The 20,627-nt window shown below is 68.3% G+C and carries 15 protein-coding genes; 9 read left to right on the top strand and 6 right to left on the bottom strand.

Annotated elements, in window-relative coordinates; translation table 11 throughout:
* Position 1: 1 nt before the first annotated feature.
* From ISN38_RS07445 to fabR, 3 genes are all read right to left on the bottom strand, one after another.
* Positions 2–1,474: an ATPase domain-containing protein gene (locus tag ISN38_RS07445; protein WP_003478020.1), complete on the bottom strand. Its 1,473-nt coding sequence runs from the start codon at positions 1,472–1,474 to the stop codon at positions 2–4.
* On the bottom strand, positions 1,471–1,923 hold the full coding sequence (locus ISN38_RS07440; protein ID WP_206712132.1) for a hypothetical protein: 453 nt from the start codon (positions 1,921–1,923) through the stop codon (positions 1,471–1,473). The genes ISN38_RS07445 and ISN38_RS07440 overlap by 4 nt, the downstream gene beginning before the upstream one ends.
* Positions 1,924–2,215: 292 nt before the next feature.
* Positions 2,216–2,866, bottom strand: coding sequence for an HTH-type transcriptional repressor FabR (gene fabR, locus ISN38_RS07435; protein WP_003469041.1), 651 nt, complete (start codon positions 2,864–2,866; stop codon positions 2,216–2,218).
* 93 nt (positions 2,867–2,959) lie between these two features.
* Between fabR and ISN38_RS07430 the strand changes: the two genes are divergently transcribed.
* From ISN38_RS07430 to ISN38_RS07390, 9 genes are all read left to right on the top strand, one after another.
* Positions 2,960–4,036 carry a ferredoxin reductase gene (locus ISN38_RS07430; protein WP_003469043.1) on the top strand — a complete coding sequence of 359 codons (1,077 nt, stop codon included), beginning with the start codon at positions 2,960–2,962 and terminating at the stop codon, positions 4,034–4,036.
* A gap of 10 nt (positions 4,037–4,046) precedes the next feature.
* Positions 4,047–5,168 (top strand): fatty acid desaturase family protein, encoded by a 1,122-nt coding sequence (locus ISN38_RS07425; RefSeq protein ID WP_003469046.1) that lies wholly within the window; start codon positions 4,047–4,049, stop codon positions 5,166–5,168.
* A 212-nt stretch (positions 5,169–5,380) separates the two neighbouring features.
* Entirely contained in the window at positions 5,381–7,075 is a 1,695-nt protein-coding gene (locus ISN38_RS07420) for a polycystic kidney disease 1-like 3 (RefSeq protein WP_241753992.1), read from the top strand.
* Between the two features lie 126 nt (positions 7,076–7,201).
* The gene (gene poxB / locus ISN38_RS07415) at positions 7,202–8,911 is read left to right on the top strand and encodes a ubiquinone-dependent pyruvate dehydrogenase (RefSeq protein WP_176716992.1); all 1,710 of its coding nucleotides are present in this window, start codon (positions 7,202–7,204) and stop codon (positions 8,909–8,911) included.
* Between the two features lie 84 nt (positions 8,912–8,995).
* On the top strand, positions 8,996–10,435 hold the full coding sequence (locus ISN38_RS07410) for a sensor histidine kinase (RefSeq protein ID WP_058358908.1): 1,440 nt from the start codon (positions 8,996–8,998) through the stop codon (positions 10,433–10,435).
* Positions 10,420–11,760, top strand: a complete 1,341-nt coding sequence (locus ISN38_RS07405; RefSeq protein WP_058358909.1) for a sigma-54-dependent transcriptional regulator — start codon at positions 10,420–10,422, stop codon at positions 11,758–11,760. Before ISN38_RS07410 ends, ISN38_RS07405 begins: the two co-directional genes overlap by 16 nt.
* A gap of 479 nt (positions 11,761–12,239) precedes the next feature.
* On the top strand, positions 12,240–13,067 hold the full coding sequence (locus ISN38_RS07400) for a hypothetical protein (protein WP_206712131.1): 828 nt from the start codon (positions 12,240–12,242) through the stop codon (positions 13,065–13,067).
* A gap of 91 nt (positions 13,068–13,158) precedes the next feature.
* Positions 13,159–13,809 carry a hypothetical protein gene (locus ISN38_RS07395; RefSeq protein ID WP_206712130.1) on the top strand — a complete coding sequence of 217 codons (651 nt, stop codon included), beginning with the start codon at positions 13,159–13,161 and terminating at the stop codon, positions 13,807–13,809.
* Between the two features lie 171 nt (positions 13,810–13,980).
* On the top strand, positions 13,981–15,249 hold the full coding sequence (locus tag ISN38_RS07390; RefSeq protein ID WP_003469788.1) for an MFS transporter: 1,269 nt from the start codon (positions 13,981–13,983) through the stop codon (positions 15,247–15,249).
* A gap of 75 nt (positions 15,250–15,324) precedes the next feature.
* Here ISN38_RS07390 and ISN38_RS07385 read toward each other — a convergent pair whose 3' ends face one another.
* From ISN38_RS07385 to ISN38_RS07375, 3 genes are read right to left on the bottom strand one after another with little or no spacing between them, the layout of a single operon-like run.
* Positions 15,325–16,044, bottom strand: a complete 720-nt coding sequence (locus tag ISN38_RS07385) for a YgjP family zinc-dependent metalloprotease (protein WP_003469785.1) — start codon at positions 16,042–16,044, stop codon at positions 15,325–15,327.
* Positions 16,045–16,064: 20 nt separating this feature from the next.
* The gene (locus tag ISN38_RS07380; protein ID WP_206712129.1) at positions 16,065–19,361 is read right to left on the bottom strand and encodes a type I restriction endonuclease subunit R; all 3,297 of its coding nucleotides are present in this window, start codon (positions 19,359–19,361) and stop codon (positions 16,065–16,067) included.
* Positions 19,358–20,614: a restriction endonuclease subunit S gene (locus tag ISN38_RS07375; RefSeq protein WP_241753991.1), complete on the bottom strand. Its 1,257-nt coding sequence runs from the start codon at positions 20,612–20,614 to the stop codon at positions 19,358–19,360. The genes ISN38_RS07380 and ISN38_RS07375 overlap by 4 nt, the downstream gene beginning before the upstream one ends.
* Positions 20,615–20,627 lie beyond the last annotated feature (13 nt).

Below are 20,627 nucleotides of genomic sequence, written 5' to 3'. Positions count from 1 at the left end.
CTCAACCCGTGTCGAGCACGTCGTGCGTGCTGTACTTGCGCATCGGCCGCCCGCCGAGCAGGCCTTCCTGCTGCGGCAGCGCCGCGCCGATGCGGATGATGCCGCTGTCGTCGATCTGGAATTCCCGCAACGCGTCCGAGTGCGCGCTGGCGCGGACCTTGACCACGGCCATGACCCGGCGCAAGCGACTGTCGACCTCGATGTAGCGCTGCACGATGATCGCATCGGTCATGAAGGCGGTGCCGTAGGGACTGAAGCGCAGGTCGGTGTAGCGGTCTTCCAGTTCGGAGGTCATCAGCACGGTGACGCCGGTCGCGGCCAAGGCCACCACCATGCGCGACAGCGATTCGCGGAAGTCCTCGCGGAACGTCGGCGCCAACGCCAGCTCGAACGCCGACAGCGAATCGATCACCACGCGGGTGGCGCCGAGCCGCTCGATTTCCGCGACCAGCAGCAGCAAGATCTCGTCGATCGACAAGTCTGGCGCGCGGCTATCGACCACGCCGACCTTGCCGCTGGCGATCAGCGCCGCCAGCGCCGGAATGCGCGAACGCTGCGGCTGCTGTTCGAAGACGACCAGCACGCCGTTGTCGCCCTGGCGCGCGCCCTCGGCCAGGAATGCGGCGGCGAGCAGGCTCTTGCCGGAGCCGGAAGGGCCTGCGACCAGCAGCGAATAGCCTTGCGGCAGGCCGCCGCCGAGCATCTCGTCCAGTTCCGGCACGCCCATTGGCAGGCGCGCGCCGGCGCTTCCCAATGGCGTGTCTGGCGCCAGTACCTGCGCCGGCGCGAACACGCGCAGCCCGGCATGGTCGATGCGGAAGCTGTGCAGTCCCGGCAGCGAGGGATTGCCGCGCATCTTCATGATTTCCATCTTGCGCACCATCGAGTTGCGCTGCACGCTCTGGCGCAGCCAGATCAGGCCGTCGGCGACGGTGAACACCGGATTGGGGTCGGACTCCACGAAGTATTCGCCGATCAGGAACGTGGTCGCCTGCCAGCTGGTCATCAGCATGCCCAGCTGCTGGATGAAGCGCTGCAGGTTGTTGTGCAGGTTGCCGTCGGCGGTGCTGGCCAGGGACACCGAGCGGAACGAATCGACGAACACCAGCGACGGGCCGTGCGCTTCCACCTCGGCGACGATGCGTGCCAGCACCCGGTCCAGATCGCCGGCCAGGGTTTCCTCGGAAAGGTTGACGAAGTGGATCGTGGCGTTGATCGCCGCCGCATCGAAGAAGTCGAACTGCTGCTGGTAGCGCAGCATCTTCAGCGGCGGCTCGCCGAGCACGGTGAAGTACAGTGCCGGGCGCGCGGGCGTGGCCATCGCGAACATCATTTGGTGCGCAAGCGTGGTCTTGCCGCAGCCCGGCGGCCCAGCGATCAGGTTGAACGAGAATTCGGGCAATCCTCCACCCAATACCGCGTCGAGTCCGGGAACGCCGGTCCGCAGGCAGTGAATGGCGACTTTGCTGCTCATGAAGAGATGTCCTGCGCGGGAGGTCCGCTGGAAAAGGTGACCGACACCGACTGCAACAGCCGCTCGGTGAGGGTTGCGCCGATCATGCTGACCAGCACGCCATGAAAGGTCGAAAGGAAGGCGCCAGCGCCAGCGGCCGCGGTGGCAGCGCTTTGTCGGCTCAGCGCCACGCGGAAAATGTCGAGCGCGTTGTGTTCGCTGGATGCCTCGATCGCGACGAACGCGTCGTGCAGCCACGGGAAACCGCCCTTGGTCAGGAACAGGGCGCGCTTGAACAGCGCGGCGACGCCGCGTGCGCCGAGGATCGGGGCCAGTGCCTGTTCGATCTGCCGCCAGGTGGCTGCCACCGACGCCGCGACTACCGACGCCGCGACTACCGACGCCTCGGTGCCGGCGGCGGCTTGTCGTGCGAGCGCGGCAACAGCCGCAGATAGCGCGGGATTCTCCATTGCCTTGCGCGTACCTGCGGAATATGTGGGGTCACTGTATACCTGCGCCGGCGATCGCGTGTGCTGTCTTCCTCACGCGCTCTCGATCTGGCCGCAGATTGCGGATATGGCAGGTCGGCGGATGCCTATCCACATAGCATGTCCACTATGTCCTGTGCGCCATTCCCTAGCAGCCTTGCGGCCGGCAGGAATGGCGAGCGATGCGCAGGCGCGTACGCGCAACCCAATTCAGGGCATGAGCGCTGACCGCGGCAACGTGCGCGTATTCAGCGCATGCGCTACGCGGATGCGGCTACGCCGAAGCGGCGATCGTGCGCGAGCCGAGAATGATCATGCGCAGCATCGCGCTGATCTGGCGGATCAGTTCCGGGTCTCTCTCCGGCGGCAGGTCCATCGCAGTGGCGCCCATCGCGAACACCAGCCGGGTGATCGCCTTGGACACCAGCGCCGGTTCGTGCAGCGGCGCCTGGTCGATCGCGGCCAGGCGGATCAGGTCCAGGCGCAATTCGTCCTCGAAATAGTTCAGCTCGCGGTCCACCGCGCGCTTGAACGCATCCGACCCCACCGTGCCTTCGCGCAGCAGTACGTGCAGCAGCTTGTCGTCGGCGCGCAGCTGCTCCATGAAGGTTTCCACCGAACTGAGGATGACGCTGCGGTGGCTGCCGGCCGCGCGCCGCCGCGCCTGGCCGATGATGGTGCGCAGCGAACTGCCGGCCAGGTCGATCAGCGCCACCGCCAGTTCGTCCATGTCGCGGAACTGGCGATAGAAGCTGTTCGGGGCGATGCCGGCTTCGCGGGTGACTTCGCGCAGGCTCAGCGTGGACACGCTACGGTGCGGTCCGATCAGCTTCAGCGCCGCTGCCAGCAGGTCTTCGCGCGAGATCGCGCTCCTGCGCGCGGGCAGCGCGTCCTCGGGCAGGGGCAGGGGAACGATGGAAGTCATGGACGGACTGGGCGTGGTAAGGCTGCGATCATAACCTCTTCGTGAATATACAACTGTATAGACATCTGTATCTGCGTCTGTATAGTAGTCGCCATGAACGCTGCCCGCCGTCCTGCCGCCACCCGCTCCGCTACCCGCGCCCTGCGCGCCTGGGTGCAGCCGGAGGTGTTCGATTTCTGGTCCACGCGGCTGCATCCGCTGTGGACCTGGCAACGCCCGCGTGCGCGGCTGCTGCAGCGCGAACGCGCCAGCAGCGATGCGGTAACCCTGATCCTCAAGGCTAACCGTCACTGGCGCGGCCTGCGCGCCGGCCAGCACGTGCAGCTGGGCGTGGAGATCGACGGGCGCCGCCTGACCCGCAGCTACAGCCCCACGCCGCTGCCGGGCGGGCGCCTGGCGATCACGGTCAAGGCGATCGACGGCGGCCGCGTCAGCCAGTATCTGGCCGACACCGCGCGGATCGGGGAGACTTTCGAACTGGGCCAGGCGTTCGGCGACATGGTGCTGCCCGCCGCGCCGCAGGGACGCTGGCTGCTGCTGGCCGCCGGCAGCGGCATCACCCCGATGCGCGCACTGCTGCGGCAACTGGCCGCGGCCGGCATGCCCGCCGACGTGGACCTGATCTATTGGGCGCGGCGCAGCGACCAGTTGTGCTTCGTCGAGGAACTGCAGGCGCTGGCCGCCGCGCACCCGCGTTTCCGCCTGCAGCTGGCGGTCACCGGCGAAGGCGCCGCGCCGGCGCCGCGCGTGGACACGCTGCCGCTGGCGCACCTGGCCGGGCTGCAACAGGCGCAGGTGCTGGCCTGTGGCCCCGGCGGTTTCGTGCAGGCTGCGCGTACCCGCCTGGAGGGCAGGGTCGCGCGCTTCCAGGCCGAGGCGTTCAGTCCGCCGCAACTGGCCGATGCCGAACACGGCACGGTCGCGGTGACCCTGGCGCGTAGCGGCCGAGTGCTGCAGCTGCCGCGCGGGCAATCGCTGCTCAGCGCGCTGGAAGCCGAGGGCCTGCGCCCGAAGCACGGCTGCCGCATGGGCATCTGCAACAGCTGTGCCTGCGGCAAGCAGTCCGGTGCGACCCGCGACCTGCTCACCGGCGCGCACGCCACCGAACCGGGTTCGATGCTGAAGCTGTGCATCAACAGCGCCAGCAGCGACCTGATCCTGGACCTTTGAAGGACTTCTCATGGCTGTTCCCCGCAACCGCGCACTGACCCCGGCCGAACTGCAGGCCTTCGGCGACGAACTCGACGCGCTGCGCGTGCGCACCGTCGCTACCCTGGGCGAGGCCGACGCACGCTACATCCGCCGCATCGTCGCCGCGGTGCGCTACACCGGCCTGGCCGGGCGCGCGCTGCTGTTCCTGGGCGCGTTCGTGCACAGCGTGCTGTGGCCGGCGTGGATCGCCGGCGTGGCGCTGCTGACCCTGTCCAAGATCCTGGAGAACATGGAGCTGGGCCACAACGTGATGCACGGCCAGTACGACTGGATGGGCGATGCGCATCTCAACGGCAACACCTACGAGTGGGATATCGTCGCCACCGGTGACAACTGGCGCAAAACGCACAACTTCAAGCACCACACCTATACCAACGTGCGCGGCATGGACGACGACATCGGCTACGGCCTGTTGCGGATCTTCCCCGAGCAGCGCTGGCGCCCGTTCTACCTGGCGCAGCCGTTCATTGCGGTGGTGTTCGCGCTGCTGTTCGAATGGGGCGTGGCGATCCAGGACCTGCGCCTGGGCCGCTGGTTCGCCGGCAAGATGAAGCGCGGCGAGTTGCGCCGCAGCTTCGCCCCGGTCGGGCGCAAGATGGGCCGGCAGATCCTGAAGGACTACGTGCTCTTCCCGGCGCTGGCCGGCCCGTTCTTCCTGACCGTGCTGTTGGGCAACCTCACCGCCAATGTGCTGCGCAGCATCTGGACCTTCGTGATCATCTTCTGCGGCCACTTCACCGCCGATGCGGAGACGTTCCCGAAGGAGTCGATCAAGGGCGAGTCGCGCGGCCACTGGTATCTGCGCCAGCTGCGCGGTTCTTCCAACCTGGCCGGCGGTAAGCTGTTGAACGTGCTGTCGGGCAACCTGAGCCACCAGATCGAACACCACTTCTACCCCGACATCCCGGCCAACCGCTACGCGGCGCTGGCGGTCGAGGTGAAGGCGATCTGCGCGCGCTACGGCCAGCACTACAACACCGGCTCGCTGCCGCGCCAGTTCGGCCAGGTGATGTGGCGGATCGTGCGCCACGCCTTCCCGAGCCGGCCGCGGCACGCCCACCGCTTGCGGCAGGCGACCCACGCGGGTTGAGTTCGGGGTCGGTAGCCGTCCCCACGAGCGCAGCCGGAAAACACCGGCGGGTTCATTGCCCGCTTGGCTGCTGCCCATGCCCGCTGCCGGGCATGCATGCAATGCCGCCACGCCGCTGGCCGGCCGTTCGGCAGGCGCTGCTTCGAAAACGCGGTTGTTTTTTCGGCTGTGCGCGGGAAGCACGGCATGGCGCACGCGTAGCCTTGTAGACCTTGTTCAAGGCAAACGAAGAGCTTGCGTATCGCCTGCCAGGCAGCCTCCTGCGACACGAAGTGGCAACGCAACGCCATCCAGCGGATCCAGACAGCGTACGTCTGCCGTGGGCCGATGGTGCCGCCGCGTGCACACATGCGCCGCTGGCGCATGCCGATGGCCGCAGTTGTCGCAAAGGTCGGGAAGCGCTGCATTGGCGGGCCAGGATGAAATTTCCATATTCTTCGAGACTGTTCGGCAAGAAGCCAACCGCTGCAGCGGCGCCTGCAGCGAGCGCGGCCGTGACGTCTTCGGCGGCCGCGGCGCACGATCCGGCATCGTCGTCGGTCGTCGACGGCTTGCCGCGCCGTCCGCAGCTGTTGCGCCAGAACGCAACTCGGTCCGGCCGTCCCGCGCCGGTGCCCACCGCGGCGTCCAGTTGGGTCAGCTTGCCGGCGCAGACCCACGCCGACTTGGCGAGCCTGATGTCCCCTCCCGTCACCGCGGATCTTCCGCCGGGAACGCGCGGTCCATTGGGCGCGTTGCTGCGCCATGCAGCGCGCAAGGAAGCGTTGGACGCCGCCGTCGCGGGAAGCCCGCCGAGCGCGGTGCCATCCATGTCGTCAGCTGTGCCGCCCTCCACCAGCAGCAGTGCGGCCGGCACGCCGCCGCCAGTCGCCACCGCGGGCGCGTCAGCGACCACCGCGGCGCCATCGGCGGTCAAGCACATCAAGCTGGTGAAGCAACCGGATGCGACGCTGCAGTCGCTGTCCGGGGAGCAGCTGGGCAGCCTGGCGCAGGCATTGAACCTTGGTCCGATCGACGCGCACGCGCTGCACGATCCTACCGCCCGCGCCCAGCTGTTGGCAGACATGCGCGAGCGTCTGGACATGGGCTTGCACAGCGTGTTCAAGCGCTATGACTGCCTTGAAGAGAATGAAGTCATCAAACGATCCCGTTTGATGTCACATTCGAATATCAAGCTGAGCGACCGTGAACGGTTGCAGTGGCTGGCGGAGCATACCCACCTGTGGCTGAGAGAGAGGACCGTTACCGACCCGCACACCCGGTCGGAAAGGACCGAGGTCGATATCTATTTCGACGGTCTTCCCGATGCGTTAGCGCGCCAGATCGGCACGACCGTCAAAGGCGGCGTCGGCCAGGTCTATCGGTGGGCCAAGGAAGCCGGCAGCCTCGTTGCGAAGGCATTGGGAGAGCGAGAGGATGTCAGCATACGGCGCGTTTGTGGCCTGTCGTTGGGCGGCGGCTCGGCACAGATGTTCGCCGCCGGGCTGCAAGGCGCACGCAGGCTCAGCCATCCGCCATCGCTGGTCCTGGCCGACCCGGCGCTGTTCAATCGAGCGCAGGTGAAGCATGCGCTCGCGGACAGCCCGCATTACGATCTCAGGTCATCCCATGGCGTGATCGTCACGCTCAATGCGGCGCATGCGCCGCGCCGCAACCTGGTCGACAACCTCAAGACGGTGCGTTTGCATGGCACCGGCCTGGTGCGTATCAGCCTGGGCCTGAAGCCGGACGACGGACTCGACGGAGCGCCGCCCAAGCCCTCCGCCAATCCTTTCTACGGCTATCACGCGAATGTCCACCACTACAGCAAGGCGCTGAACCGGTTCCTGAGCGATGCGACGGAGCCAGCCGCCGCGCACCCGGCATCCGCCGGCAGCGTGGCGCGCCTCGGCGACTCCAGCCACTGACGTCGCCCTGCGGACCCACGCCGGCGCGCTGGCAGCGCGCGGGCCGCTCCGTGACGCCGGACTTACGCGGCCCGTGGGACGCTCCCACTCCCCTCACGCGGAGCAGCGCACGTGCCGAAACTCAGCATCGCCCGGCATCTGGCCGAAACCCTGCACAGCGCCGGGGTCGAACGCATCTGGGGCGTCACCGGCGACAGTCTCAACGGGCTGACCGATGCATTGCGGCAGATGGACAGCATCCAGTGGATGCACGTGCGCCACGAGGAGGTGGCCGCGTTCGCGGCCGGCGCCGAGGCCGCGCTGAGCGGCAAGCTCGCGGTCTGCGCCGGCAGCTGCGGCCCGGGCAACCTGCACCTGATCAACGGCCTGTTCGATTGCCATCGCAGCCATCAGCCGGTGCTGGCGATCGCCGCGCATATCCCTTCTTCCGAGATCGGCCTGGGCTACTTCCAGGAAACCCATCCGCAGGAACTGTTCCGCGAGTGCAGCCACTACGTCGAGCTGGTCACCAACCCGGCGCAGATGCCGGAGGTGCTGCACCGGGCGATGCGCACCGCCATCCTGAAACAGGGCGTGGCGGTGGTGGTGATTCCCGGCGACGTGGCGCTGCAGGAGCTGCCCAAGGGCACGTCGAGCGCATGGCCGGCGTTGACGCCGCCGCGGATCCTGCCGGCCGATGCCGACCTGGAACGCCTGGCCGAACTGCTGCAGGCGAGCGCGGCGACCACGCTGCTGTGCGGCAGCGGCTGCGCCGGCGCACACGACGAACTGGTGGCGCTGGCCGACCTGCTCGGCGCGCCGATCGTGCACGCGCTGCGCGGCAAGGAATACGTGGAGTGGGACAACCCGTTCGATGTCGGCATGACCGGCCTGATCGGTTTCAGTTCCGGCTACCAGGCCATGCTCAACTGCGACACGTTGCTGATGCTCGGCACCGATTTCCCCTACCGCCAGTTCTATCCGCAGGACGCGGCCATCGTGCAGGTCGATCGCGATCCAGCCGCGCTGGGCCGGCGCACGCCGCTGCAGCTGGGCATCGCCGCCGACGTACGCGAGACCATCGCCGCATTGCTGCCGAAACTGCAGCGGCGTGCACAGCGCGACTTCCTGGAAAAATCGCTGGCGCACTACCGCAAGGCGCGCGAAGGCCTCGACGCGCTGGCGGTGGCGGCCGCGCCCGGCGAACCGCTGCATCCGCAGTTCCTGACCCGGATGATCGATGCGCTGGCCGACGAGGACGCGATCTTCAGTTGCGATGTCGGCACGCCCACGGTGTGGGCGGCGCGCTACCTGACCATGAACGGCAAGCGCCGCCTGCTCGGCTCGTTCAACCACGGCTCGATGGCCAACGCGATGCCGCAGGCGCTGGGCGCGCAGGCGCAGTTCCCGCACCGGCAGGTGATCGCGCTGTGCGGCGACGGCGGCTTCAGCATGCTGATGGGCGACTTCATCTCGCTGGCGCAACTGGGCCTGCCGGTGAAGGTGGTGGTCTACAACAACGCCTCGCTCGGCTTCGTGGCGATGGAGATGAAGTCGGCCGGGTATCTGGATACCGGCACCGACCTGCGCAACCCGGACTTCGCGGCCATGAGCAATGCGATGGGCATCCTCGGCCTGCGCGTGGACGCATCGGCGCAACTGGAGCCGGCGCTGCGCCAGGCCTTTTCGTATCCGGGGCCGGTGCTGCTCGATGTGCGCGTGGCCACCCAGGAGCTGGTGATTCCGCCGGCGATCAAGCTGGAGCAGGCCAAGGGCATGGGCCTGTACCTGCTGCGCGCGGTGATGAGCGGGCGCGGCGACGAGGTTGTCGAACTGGTCAAGACCAACCTGCGCTGAGCGGCCAACGGCGGCAACGCGTCTGTGCATGCGCGGCGGCTCGCCGCACTGCTACCTTCCCTTTTTTCGCATCCCCGGTAGACCATGCCCCGTTCGCTGTTGCGGCAGTTGCTGCTGATCTGGATCGTCATCCTCGCCGCCTGCCTGGGCATGGCGGTGGTGCTGTTCGGCCTTTACCGGCACAGCGAAGGCGTGCGCGTGGGCGAGGCGCAGGCGCGGCTGCAGGGCGACTGCACGCGCATCGTGCAGCGCTACAACGGCGCCAGCGCGGCCGCGCGCGGCAGCGACGGCGCCGGCCTGGCCGCGGTGGTGGTGCAACTGGTGCTGGCCGACGCCGCGGGCGTGGAGGGCGGAATCTGGCAGCGGCAGCGCGGCTTCATCGCCTATGCCTATCCCACTTACGACGGCAGCGAGCACAAGACCGATGTGCCGACCGCCGAGCGCAATGCCATCGTCGCCACCGCGCAGCGCGCGGTCGGCGGCCAGCAGCCCGTGCAGTACCAGCGCGATGGCCAGCGCGAGACGCTGCTGATCGCCGCCTGCGCGCTGGACCGCACCACTGCAGCGTGGGCGATGACCCGGGTCGCGGCGACCGGCGAGGCCTCGGCCGGGCGCCCGCTGGCGGTGGGCATGGCGCTGATCCTGGCGCTGGCGGTGGTCTCGGCGGCGGCCCTGGGCTGGGTGGTGCGCCGCTGGAGCCAGCGCTTGCACGCCATCCAGCAGGCCTTGGCGACGCCGGCGGAGGTGCCGACGATTCCGGCGACCGGCGCGCCGGAGCTGGACCGCCTCGGCGCAGCGGTCACCGACTATGCGCAGCGCAGTGCGCAGGCCCTGGCCGAGGCGCGGCGGCTTGGCGCAGAGCTGTCGCGGCACGAACGGCTGGCCGCGCTCGGGCGCATGACCGCCACCGTGGCGCACGAGATCCGCAATCCGATCGCGACCCTGCGCCTGGCCCTGGAAAACCAGATCGCGGCCGGCGAGGGCGGCTTCGACGAGGCGCAGGCGCAGCTGATGCTGGCGCAGATCCAGCGCCTGGATGGCGTGGTCGAAAGCCTGCTGGGCATGGTCCAGCCGATCCGCCTGCAACGGCAGACGGTGGCGCTGCAGCCGTGGCTGCAGGCGCTGCTGGATCCGTCCGAATGGGGCGAGCCGCCGCCGCCGATCGCGCTGCAACTGGCGGACGCGCCGAGCGAGTGGATGCTGGATCCGCAGCAGGCCGCGCGCGCCTTGCACAACCTGCTGCGCAACGCGCTGCAGCACGCCACGCCCGGCACCGCGGTCACACTGACGGTCGCCGCCGACGCCGACCTGTTGCGGCTGAGCGTGGCCAATCGCGGCGAACCGGTGCCGGCGCCGGTGGCCGCGCATTTGTTCGAACCTTTCGCCAGCGGCCGCAGCGACGGCAACGGCCTGGGCCTGGCGCTGGTGCGCGAGATCGCCCGCGCGCACGGCGGCGAGGTGCGCTACGTCCACCATGGCGGCATCACCTCCTTCATTCTGGAACTGCCATGGCGCGCATCCTGATCGTCGACGACGACACCGCTTTCCTGAGCACGCTGCAGGCCACGCTGCGCTCGTTCGGCCACGAGGTGATCGCCGCCGCCGATGGGCAGGCCGGACTGGCGCGGTTGCGTGCAGGCGGCATCGATCTGGCCTTCGTCGATTTCCGCATGCCCGGCATGGACGGCATCGCGCTGATGCGCGCACGCCAGGACGATGCGCAGGCCGCCGCGGTGCCGCTGGTGATGCTCACCGCCTATGCCTCCAGCAGCAACACCATCGAGGCGATGAAGCTCGGTGCGTTCGATCACCTGGTCAAGCCAGTGGGCCGCGCCGATATCGTCGCAGTGGTGGAGCGCGCGCTGCAGGCGCCTGCCGGCGCCGCCAGCGCGCCGCCAGCGCTGGCGGCGCCGGCCGAGGAAGCCGGTGCACTGCTCGGCCACAGCGCGGCGATGCGCACCGTGCACAAGCGCATCGGCCTGGCCGCGGCCTCGGACCTGCCGGTGCTGGTCAGCGGCGAGACCGGCACCGGCAAGGAACTGGTGGCGCGCGCACTGCATCGCGCCAGCGCCCGTGCCGGCGCCGCGTTCGTCGCGGTCAACTGCGCGGCGATCCCGGCCGAGCTGATCGAAAGCGAATTGTTCGGCTACCGCAAGGGCGCCTTCTCCGGCGCCGTCGCCGATCGCGCCGGGCTGATCCGCGAAGCCGACGGCGGCACCTTGTTCCTGGACGAGATCGGCGACATGCCATTGCCGATGCAGGCCAAGTTGCTGCGTTTCCTGCAAGAAGGCGAGGTGTCGCCGCTGGGCGGGCGCGGCGCGCAGAAGGTGGACGTGCGCGTGGTCGCCGCCACCCACCGCGAGCTGGCGCAGCTGGTCGCCGACGGCCGCTTCCGCAGCGATCTGCGCTACCGGCTCAACGTGGTGCCGATCGAACTGCCGCCGCTGCGCGAGCGCGGTGACGACATCGTGCTGCTGGCCCAGCATTTCCTCGAGGACGGCGCCAGCGCCGCACGCACGCTGTCGGCGGCGGCGCAGGCGCGGCTGCGTGCCTATCCCTGGCCGGGCAATGTGCGCGAGCTGCGCAATGCGATGCAGCGTTGCCAGGTGCTGGTGCGCACGCCGACGATCGAGGCGCACGACCTGGACGAGGTATTGGCCGGCGATGCAGCGGCGCCGGCGGCGGATACGTTGGCGCTGACCCTGCCCGACGCGATCGCGCAACTGGAGAAACAGATGATCCAGGCGGCGCTGGTGCAGGCGCAGGGCAACCGCGCCGAAGCCGCGCGCCGGCTCGGCATCCACCGCCAGCTGCTGTACCGCAAACTCGACGATTACGGGCTGGGCTAAGGCGGGCCAGCGGCCAGCCACAACGCGCCCGAATGCATCGACGCAGGCGCAACAGCAATGCTTTTGCAGGAGGCTTCAGCCGCAACGAGCGCAGCGGCGGAACTTCCCGGCTCCGGTCGCAGTCGGGCATGAAGTCCCTCCCACAGTGCACCCGGTTGGCTCACCGCAAGCCCCTGTAGGAGCGGCTTCAGCCGCGACACCCACTCCCCGCAACGCGCCCGCCAAACCGAACACCCCAATCCGCCAGACGCGTTTCCCCACAGCCGCGACCTGCAGAGCAGCGAATGAAGAACGCCCCAAGCGTCCGCTGGCAGACACCACAGCTGTCCGCAAAACGGACGACAGTGGATGAAGCGCAGACACCCGTGGTGGCTGTTCGCATGCACTATACCTTTCAGAATCAAATACTTGGAAATTGGCACGGATACTGCTATGACATCTGCGCAGGCGGCCTCCCTCGCCGCCCTGGAGAACTTCCGATGATCCGTCGTAGCGCACTCGCTTTCTCGCTGGCCATCGCCACCGCCACTGCCGCCGCGCAGGTACCGGCTCCGCCCGCGCGCCCTGTCGCCGCTGCGGCCGGTATCGCGCCGCCGCCCGCTCCACAGGCGCCTCCCGCGCCGCCGCCGCCGGTTGCCGCCACGCCGGTCAGTCTGGAAGGCACGGTCGAGCGCTTCGTGCTCAATCCCAACGGCGACGTCGATGGGCTGTGGCTGCGCGATGGCACCCAGGTCGGCTTCCCGCCGCACCTGTCGGCCGACCTGCAGGCCGCGGTGCGTCGCGGCGATGCGGTGACCGTGCAGGGCTATCGCCTGGGCACGCTGCCGCTGCTGCAGGCCAGTGCGATCAGCGCGCGGCGCAGCGGCAAGCAGGTGGTGGACCGCCCGCCGAACCCGCTGGCCGGCCCGCCGCTGCCGCCGACTCCGCCTGCGTTGAATCAGATGCGGGCCGAAGGCCGCATCGAACGCCTGGTCTACGGCCCGGGCGGCGACACCGCCGGCGTGCTGCTCAGCGACGGCACCGTGGTGCGGATGCCGCCGCACGTGGCCCTGCAATACGCCACGCTGCTGCGCGTCGGCGCGCCGCTGAGCGTCAGCGGGTTCGGTGTGGCCACCGCGGCCGGCCGCTCGCTGGAAGCGACCCAGCTCGGCCGCGACCGCGCCTCGCAGCGCACCCTGTTCGCACCGCCCGCACCGCCCGCACCGCCCGCACCGCCGGTCCCGCCGCCGCCGCCGGGCAGTCCCGCTGCGCCTGCCGCGCCTGCTGCGCCGCCGGTGCCGCCGGTGCCGCCGCCCGCACCGCGCTGAGTCGGCCGGCCATGTCACTCCGGCGCCCGCCTGCCGCGGCGGGCGCCGCTACCGGCGCGACGCCGGTACCCCCTTTCATTGGAGTCACGCTATGCATTGGGTCGATCCCGATTACCTGCCCGAAACCCGCGGCACGCTCGCCCGCTTCCTGCTCAATCCCAAGGCCGAGGTCGATGGCCTGCTGCTCGACGACGGCACCGAGGTGCACACCGCGCCGCACCTGTCGGCGCAGTTGCTGAAAGCGCTCAAGCCGGGCATCGCGCTCGGCGTGCGCGGCCTCAAGCCCTACGGCGTGGACATGCTGGTCGCGCTGGCGATCGATCCCGACGGCGGCAAGCGCATCGCCGACCGCGGGCCGCATGGGCCGAACGGCGAACACAAGCCGGCCAAGAAGCCGGAAAAATCCGCAAAACCCGACAAGCACGCAAAGCCGGCCAAGATCCAGCACAGCGGCGTCGTCGCGCGGCTGCTGCATGGCCCACACGGACAGGTGCACGGCGCGCTGCTCGAAGACGACAGTACCGTGCGCTTCCCACCGCACGCCGCCGCGCCCCTGGCGAAATGGTTGGCGGTGGGCAAGCCGCTGGCGGTGGAAGGCCACGCGCTGGTCTCCCCGCACGGCACGGTGATCCACGCGCAGGCACTGGGCGCGAAGGCCGCGACGTTGCAGCCGATCGCGCCCAAGCCGCATCCGCCCAAGCCGCACGCCGCCGACAAGCCCAAGCCCAAACCCAAGCACTGAACCGGGCAGCGCGGGGGGAGTCGCGTTGACGCGACGGCCCCTGCATCGCGTATCGTTTTGCGGTTCGCCGCGGTCGTCGCGGCGGCGCTTCCAGGACATCGCCATGTCGCTTTTCCGCTGTGCGCATCGAGACGTTTCCCCGCGCTGTTCCGCCCGCGCCACGGTGCCGCAATGAGCGCGCCGCCGGCAGGCGTGCCGAGCGCCCGCCCGCGCGGCACGCGCGCGCTGGAGGCGCTGAGCTTCACCATGGCCGATGTGCAGGACGGGCTCGGCCCGTTCCTGAGCGTGTTCCTGCAGTCCAAGGGCTGGTCGCTGGCGGCGATCGGCTCGGTGATGAGCGTCGGCGGCATCGCCGGCATGCTCGCGACCACGCCGGGTGGCGCGCTGGTCGATGCGACCAGGCGCAAACGCAGCATCGTGGTGGTCGGCTGTAGCCTGATCCTGCTGGCCTCGGCGCTGCTGTGGTGGGCGCCGAGCTTCGCCGGCGTGGTGACCGCGCAGGTGATGACCGCGCTCGCCGCCGCGGCGCTGGGCCCGGCGCTGTCGGGCATCACCCTGGGCCTGGTGCGGCAGGCCGGGTTCGACCACCAGATCGCGCGCAACCAGGTCGGCAGCCATGCCGGCAACGTGGTCGCGGCGGCGCTGGCCGGCCTGCTCGGTTGGAAATTCGGTTTCGGCGCGGTGTTCGCGCTGACCGGTGGCTTCGGCGTGCTGGCGATCGCCTCGGCGCTGCTGATCCCGCGCGATGCGATCGATCATCGTGCCGCGCGCGGCCTGGCCGAGACCGGCACGCATGGCGCGGATCACGCCAGCGGCTGGTCGGTGCTGCTGACCTGCAAGCCGCTGCTGGTGCTGGCCTTGGCGCTGGCGCTGTTCCACCTGGGCAATGCGGCGATGCTACCGCTGTACGGCATGGCCGTGGTCGCCGCGCACCAGAGCGACCCCAGTGCGCTGACCGCGACCACGATCATCGTCGCGCAGGCGACCATGGTGGTGGCCTCGCTGCTGGCGATGCGCCTGATCCGCGTGCGCGGGCATTGGTGGGTGATGCTGCTGACCTTCCTGGCGCTGCCGCTGCGCGGCCTGATCGCGGCCAGCCTGATCCATGCCTGGGGCGTGTTCCCGGTGCAGATTCTCGACGGCGTCGGCGCCGGCCTGCAGAGCGTGGTGGTGCCGGCGCTGGTGGCGCGGCTGCTGCAGGGTACCGGCCGGGTCAACGTCGGCCAGGGTGCGGTGATGACGGTGCAGGGCATCGGCGCGGCGCTGAGTCCGGCGCTGGGCGGCTGGATCGCGCAGGACTTCGGCTACCGCGCCGCGTTCCTGTTGCTCGGCGGCATCTCGCTGCTGTCGCTGGCGCTGTGGGTGGGTTTTCGCAAGCAGTTGCTGCGGGTGGCCGGGGTGCCGACGGCGGAAGTCGCGGTGGCGCCGGCGCCGGCTTGACCGGTCGTCGGGCGTACCGTGGCGCTGGATCAGTCCAGCGTCACCGTGGCGCCGCCAGATTGCCGAGCGTGGCGATCAACGCTGCATGACAAGCTCGGCCATGCCATCGAGCCGTTGCTTGAGCGTTCTCCAGTCCGGCAGGTGCGCGTCGAGCAGGCGCTGGAAGGTCCGCCCATGATGATGGGCTTTCAGATGACACAGCTCATGCAGGATGACGTAGTCGATGCATTCGCGCGAGGCATGGATCAGGCCGGCGTTGAGCGTGATGCGGCCCTTGCTGGAGCAGCTTCCCCAGCGCCGCTGCATGCTGCGTACCGTTAGTGCAGGTGGGTGCTGCACCCAGCGCAGCGGTTCGGCGGTGGCGGCCAGGCGCTGCTGGAAAATGTCCTTGGCACGCTGGCGCAACCAACGTTCGAGCGTGGCGCGCACGGCCTGCGCGGATCGTGCCGGCACTGTCACCTCGAGATAGCCGCCGCGCAGCGCAGTGCGTTCGCCTTGCGCACCGACCAAAACCTTCAGTCGATAGCGCCGCCCCAGGTACAGCACCGTCTCGCCGCTGACGTACTCGCGCGGCGCCAACAGGCGACGGCGTGCCTCGGTCTCCAACAGATGACGGTGGATCCAGCTGGCCCGTCGCTGCAACGCCTGGCGAATGTCGGCGTCGCTGGCGTCCTGCGGTGCATCCAGGTGCACTGCGCCATCGGCGTCGACATGGATGGCGACACTGCGTTTGCGGCGGCGTGGCGAGCGCCGGATCTGGCACAGGATCGTGCGCTCGCCGTAGCGAACCTGCATGGCGGTTGCAGCCGGCAGATTCATGACGGGCGCAGCCCAAGGCGCGTGATCTGCACCACCTGCTCCACGATCCCCTTGGCGTGCTCCAGCCCCACCAGGTCGAACACGCGCGGCAACAACTGCTGGCGGATCTGCGATTCGATGTTCTGTTGGTTCAGCGAATTCTCGGCCACCGCCGTGCGTACCACGCCATCGATGTCCAGCGCCAAGGCGACCAGCCGGTCCACCTCGTCGGGTTGTCGTGCCGCCATCGCTTCCTCGCCCAGTTCCAACCGGATCGCGCCGTAATACGCCCTGGCGTGCGGGTGCGCGTGCAGCCGGTCGGGAATGCCGGGCAGGTGCGCGTCTTGCAGCCGCTGCTCGAACGTCTTGAACAGCGCATAGTGCTTGAGCGGGTGGTCGAACATCGCTTCGGCCTCGGCGATCGCCTGCCGCAGCAGTTCGCCGAAGATTTTCTGCGCATACGGATCGCTGGCCAGGTCCTGCTCGATGGTCTTGCGCAGGCGGGTGCGGATCAGGTCGGCCTCGTTGCGTGTCTTGTCTTCGGGCCAGGTCTCAGGCTCTTCGTGCTTGCCCAATTCGTGCACGATGTACGTGCCTTGCGACTCGCGGACCTCGCGGCCGATGACCTGCTTGTCCACCAGCTTGCGGATCTGCTCTTCGTAGAGGCCGTAGTCCACGGTTTCCATCGCATCGCGGCGTGCGGTCTGGCGCTGACTGGAAAAGAAGCGCAGATCTTGCTTGTAGCGGTCGATCAGGCTGTCGGGGAAGTCGCGATCTTCGAAGAAGCTGCGCGAGGACAGCGCCGTCTGCAGGCACAGGCCGAATTCGGTCAGCGCCGCATAGAAGTCTTCGCGCAGCGCCTGGCGTTCGTCGTATTCCTCGCCATCGGCGCCGCGCACGAAGCGTGGGCTCAGCCGTTGCCGGAACTGCTCCGGGTCGTGCCGGCTGTCCAGTCCATCGAAGAACGACCACAGCCGCGCATGCAGGGTTGGCAGGCGTTTGTACTCGGTGCTGACCGCGTGATACAGCCCGTCCAGGTCGGCCACGTCGAAGCCGGCCTGGGTGCGGCTCTCCAGATCGCGGTAGGCGCGCACGGCGGTGTCCAGTTCCGGCAGGATGCCGCGGTAGTCCACCAGCAGGCCGTGGCGTTTGGCATCGTGCAGGCGGTTCACCCGCGCCACCGCCTGGATCAGGTTGTGGCCTTTCAGCGGCTTGTCGATGTACAGCACGCCGTTGCGCGGTTCGTCGAAGCCGGTAAGCAGCTTGTCCACCACGATCAGCAACTCCGGGTCGCCCTCGCCACCGAAGGCATGCAGCGTCTCGCGCTCGTAGTCCTCCGGGGTGATGCGGGCATCCAGGATGGTCTGCTTCCACCACTTCTGCACTTCCGGCAAGGTGTCCTCGTCCACCGCGCTGTTGCCCTCGCGGGTATCGGGCGGGGAGATCACCACCGCGCTGCTGGCCAGCCCGGTCTCGTCCAGTGCGCGCTTGTAGCGGATCGCATCGAGTTTGCTGTCGGTGGCCACCTGGCCTTTCAGGCCCAAGGGTTTGACGTGTTCGTGGTAATGCGCGGCGATGTCCCAGGCGATCAGCTCGATGCGGTTGCCAGCGCCGTAGATCGCGCGCTTGCCGGCGAACTTCTTCTTCAGGTCGCTGCTCTGCGCCTCGGACAGCCCGGCGGTGATCTTGTCGAACCAGCGGGTCACCGCGGCCTCGTTGATGTCCAGCTCCGGCACGCGCTCCTCGTACAGCAGCGGCGCCACGGTCTGGTCTTCCACCGCGCGCTGCATCGAATAGGCGTGCAGGATCGGGCCGAACTTGTTGGCGGTCTTCTCGTCCTTCAGCAGCGGGGTGCCGGTAAAGGCCAGGTAGGCCGCGTTGGGCAACGCCTTGCGCATGCGCTCGTGGGTTTCGCCGCCATGGCTGCGGTGGCCTTCGTCCACCAGCACGATCAGGTCGGGCGAGGGGTTGCGGCACTCGGGCAGCTTGGCGGCGGTGGTGAACTTCTGCACCAGCGAGAAGGTGATGCGCTCGTTGCCCTGGCCGATGCGTTGGGCCAGGTCGCGGCCGGTGGTGGCCTTGCTGCGCTCGCCTTCCTTGCGGGTGGCCACGGCCGAGCCGAACGCGCCGCCGCTGATGAAGTTGCGCGCCAGTTGGGTTTCCAGGTCGGTGCGGTCGGTGACCACCAGCACCCGGCATTCCTGCAGCTCTGGGTCCAGCAGCAGCGCTTTGGTCAGGAACACCATGGTGAAGCTCTTGCCCGAGCCGGTGGTGTGCCAGAGCACGCCGCCCTCGCGGCCGCCATCGGGCCGGATCTTGCGGAGTTGCGCCAGCAGCGCGCGGATGCCGAAGAACTGCTGGTAGCGCGCCACCAGCTTGCCGACCTTGCGGTCGAACAGCACGAAGTTGCGCAGGAATTCCAGCAGCCGCGCCGGGGTCAGCACGCCGGCCAGCAGCCGGTCCTGCTCGGTGGGCAGCATCGGCTGTGCCCATAGCGCCTGGCAGTAGGTGCGCAGCGCGGCCGGCTTGCCGGCCAGTAGCGCATCGCCGGTGGCAGCGGGCAGCGGCGCATTCTTGATCTGGCTCAGCTGCGCTTCGTTGAACTGCTCGTCGCGCCAGCGCGCCCAGAACTTGGCCGGGGTGAGCGTGGTGCCGTAGCGCGCCTCGGTCAGGCTGATGGCCAGCAGCAGCTGCGCATAGGCGAACAGCTGCGGAATCTCCTCCGCGCGCTGGTTGCGCAACTGCTGGCTGATGGCCTCGGCCACCATCGACTTGCCGGCATGCCCGGCATCGGCGCGCTTGGTTTCGATCACCACCAGCGGCAGGCCGTTGACGTAGCCCACGATGTCCGGGGTGCGGGTGTGGGTGCCCTGCGCGGACAGCACCTCGCATTCCTCGGTGATGTCCCAGCGGTTGGCGGCCGGGTCGGTCCAGTCGATCACCGCGATGGTGGGCTGGTGCTTCTTGCCGTCGGGCATGAACTCGGTGACGGTGATGCCCAGCGCCAGCCGCTTGTACAACGCCTCGTTGGCGGCCAGCAGCCCCTCGCCCAGCGGCAGCGCCGACAGCTCGCGCACGATCTGGTCGATGGCGCCGGGCGAGAGCGGGTAGTCCTGGCCCTTGTAGCGGTAGCGCCGGGTCTGCAGCACCTCCAGCAGCCGCGGCAGCAGCAGTACCTCGCGGGTACTTCCGCGTAGCGCCAGGCAGTCGGCGGCGCTCAGGTAGTGCCAGCCCAGGTTGCACAGCAGGTGCAGGGCGGGCAGCTGCGCGCTGGCCTGTTCGCGGGTGTCGGGGGCGGTGTGGGTCTGGGTCATGCGGATACGGTCTCGTCGGCGGGCAGGTGCACGCGGCGCTTGCCGGTCAGCAATTGAGCCATCAACGCGGACTTTTCGCGCTTGAGCGCCTTCAACTGCTCTGAAATGGAGGCGATCTCACGGCTCGCCGTGTCCAAGATTCCGACGATGTACTCTTGTTGTGCCAGCGGCGGAATGTTGAATGGCCAGTTGAGCCAGTGGTCGGTCTTGAAAATCATCTTTTCAACATGCACGCCGATGCTGGAGTGGAAGCACGTCTGCTGAAAGTATCGCGATTCGGACAGATAGCGCAAAAACCGCAGGTCGATCTCGCCATCTGTGTTGAGAACGGCGTATTCGTTGGAGACCACTGCGCCATCCAGCGCTGGCGGCACGATGCCGCAAGCACCGTGCACGATCTGACGCTTTGAAATCAGGAAGTCATCCGCATGGACATAGAACTGCGTTGGCGTTTTGACTTCGTTGCCTTGCAAAACCTCGCGCAGTTCCACGCCGCCACGGGACCGTTTGACGGTCACCAGCGTGTAGGTTTCATCGTTCACCAGGGCCACCGGGCGACGCACTTCTTTGAGATGGTCGCGCAATTGAATGCGACGCCAGCCTGGGGGTGCGGGCGGCAACGTGGGTATGCCGGGTTGCACCGAAGCAGGAAAGCCGCTGTTTTCTGCTGGCGCCGAAGCATCTCGGTTGGCGGAAGGCAGGTGCAGGGTAAGGCCGATTAGGGCGTTCCATTGCATTCGGCCGTTTGCCAGCAAACGCTCTGTGGTGGCGATGGCTTGATCCCAGGTGGAGAGGATGTGGGCGATGCGACGTTGCTCATCGGAGTTCAATGGGCATGGAAATTCAAACTCTCTGATGTCATTCGGACTGATGTGAGGAATCGCCGTCTCGGTTTTCTGCCCTCTCAGATGTTCGATAAACCGGTGCGTCTGTAGAACCTGTGCCAGGTACTCCTGGTCGAAATTCTTCTTGGCACGAACTCTGGCGACTCGTTGAACCAGTAGCGAAGGCAAATCCTGCTGGCGAACAACACTGCACTTCAGCCCGGCATTCACGATTGGACGATCCATCGCAAGGACGATGTCACCCGCGCGCATTTCATATCGTTGGAGTGCTTCAATGTAGGGCGTCGCCCAGTACTTGGCATCGTCCCAGCGTAACGAGCCTTGAATAATGTTGTCGCCGCGAAGCAGTCTTACCGCTGATTCTCCAGCTTCCACATAGTCTTCACTGCGGAACGCATTGCCGGTCAATAAGTCTGCGCAG

The organism is Xanthomonas translucens pv. undulosa, from assembly GCF_017301775.1.
GTDB lineage: Bacteria > Pseudomonadota > Gammaproteobacteria > Xanthomonadales > Xanthomonadaceae > Xanthomonas_A > Xanthomonas_A translucens.
This window is presented reverse-complemented; position numbering and strand designations above follow the sequence as displayed.

What these genes read in the sequence shown, in the direction of transcription:
- ISN38_RS07440 (WP_206712132.1), bottom strand. Translation starts at nt 1,923, where the DNA reads ATGGAGAATCCCGCGCTATCTGCGGCTGTTGCCGCGCTCGCACGACAA.
- ISN38_RS07380 (WP_206712129.1), bottom strand. Translation starts at nt 19,361, where the DNA reads ATGACCCAGACCCACACCGCCCCCGACACCCGCGAACAGGCCAGCGCG.
- fabR (WP_003469041.1), bottom strand. Translation starts at nt 2,866, where the DNA reads ATGACTTCCATCGTTCCCCTGCCCCTGCCCGAGGACGCGCTGCCCGCG.
- ISN38_RS07390 (WP_003469788.1), top strand. Translation starts at nt 13,981, where the DNA reads ATGAGCGCGCCGCCGGCAGGCGTGCCGAGCGCCCGCCCGCGCGGCACG.
- ISN38_RS07400 (WP_206712131.1), top strand. Translation starts at nt 12,240, where the DNA reads ATGATCCGTCGTAGCGCACTCGCTTTCTCGCTGGCCATCGCCACCGCC.
- ISN38_RS07385 (WP_003469785.1), bottom strand. Translation starts at nt 16,044, where the DNA reads ATGCAGGTTCGCTACGGCGAGCGCACGATCCTGTGCCAGATCCGGCGC.
- ISN38_RS07410 (WP_058358908.1), top strand. Translation starts at nt 8,996, where the DNA reads ATGCCCCGTTCGCTGTTGCGGCAGTTGCTGCTGATCTGGATCGTCATC.
- ISN38_RS07405 (WP_058358909.1), top strand. Translation starts at nt 10,420, where the DNA reads ATGGCGCGCATCCTGATCGTCGACGACGACACCGCTTTCCTGAGCACG.
- ISN38_RS07395 (WP_206712130.1), top strand. Translation starts at nt 13,159, where the DNA reads ATGCATTGGGTCGATCCCGATTACCTGCCCGAAACCCGCGGCACGCTC.
- ISN38_RS07430 (WP_003469043.1), top strand. Translation starts at nt 2,960, where the DNA reads ATGAACGCTGCCCGCCGTCCTGCCGCCACCCGCTCCGCTACCCGCGCC.
- ISN38_RS07425 (WP_003469046.1), top strand. Translation starts at nt 4,047, where the DNA reads ATGGCTGTTCCCCGCAACCGCGCACTGACCCCGGCCGAACTGCAGGCC.
- ISN38_RS07445 (WP_003478020.1), bottom strand. Translation starts at nt 1,474, where the DNA reads ATGAGCAGCAAAGTCGCCATTCACTGCCTGCGGACCGGCGTTCCCGGA.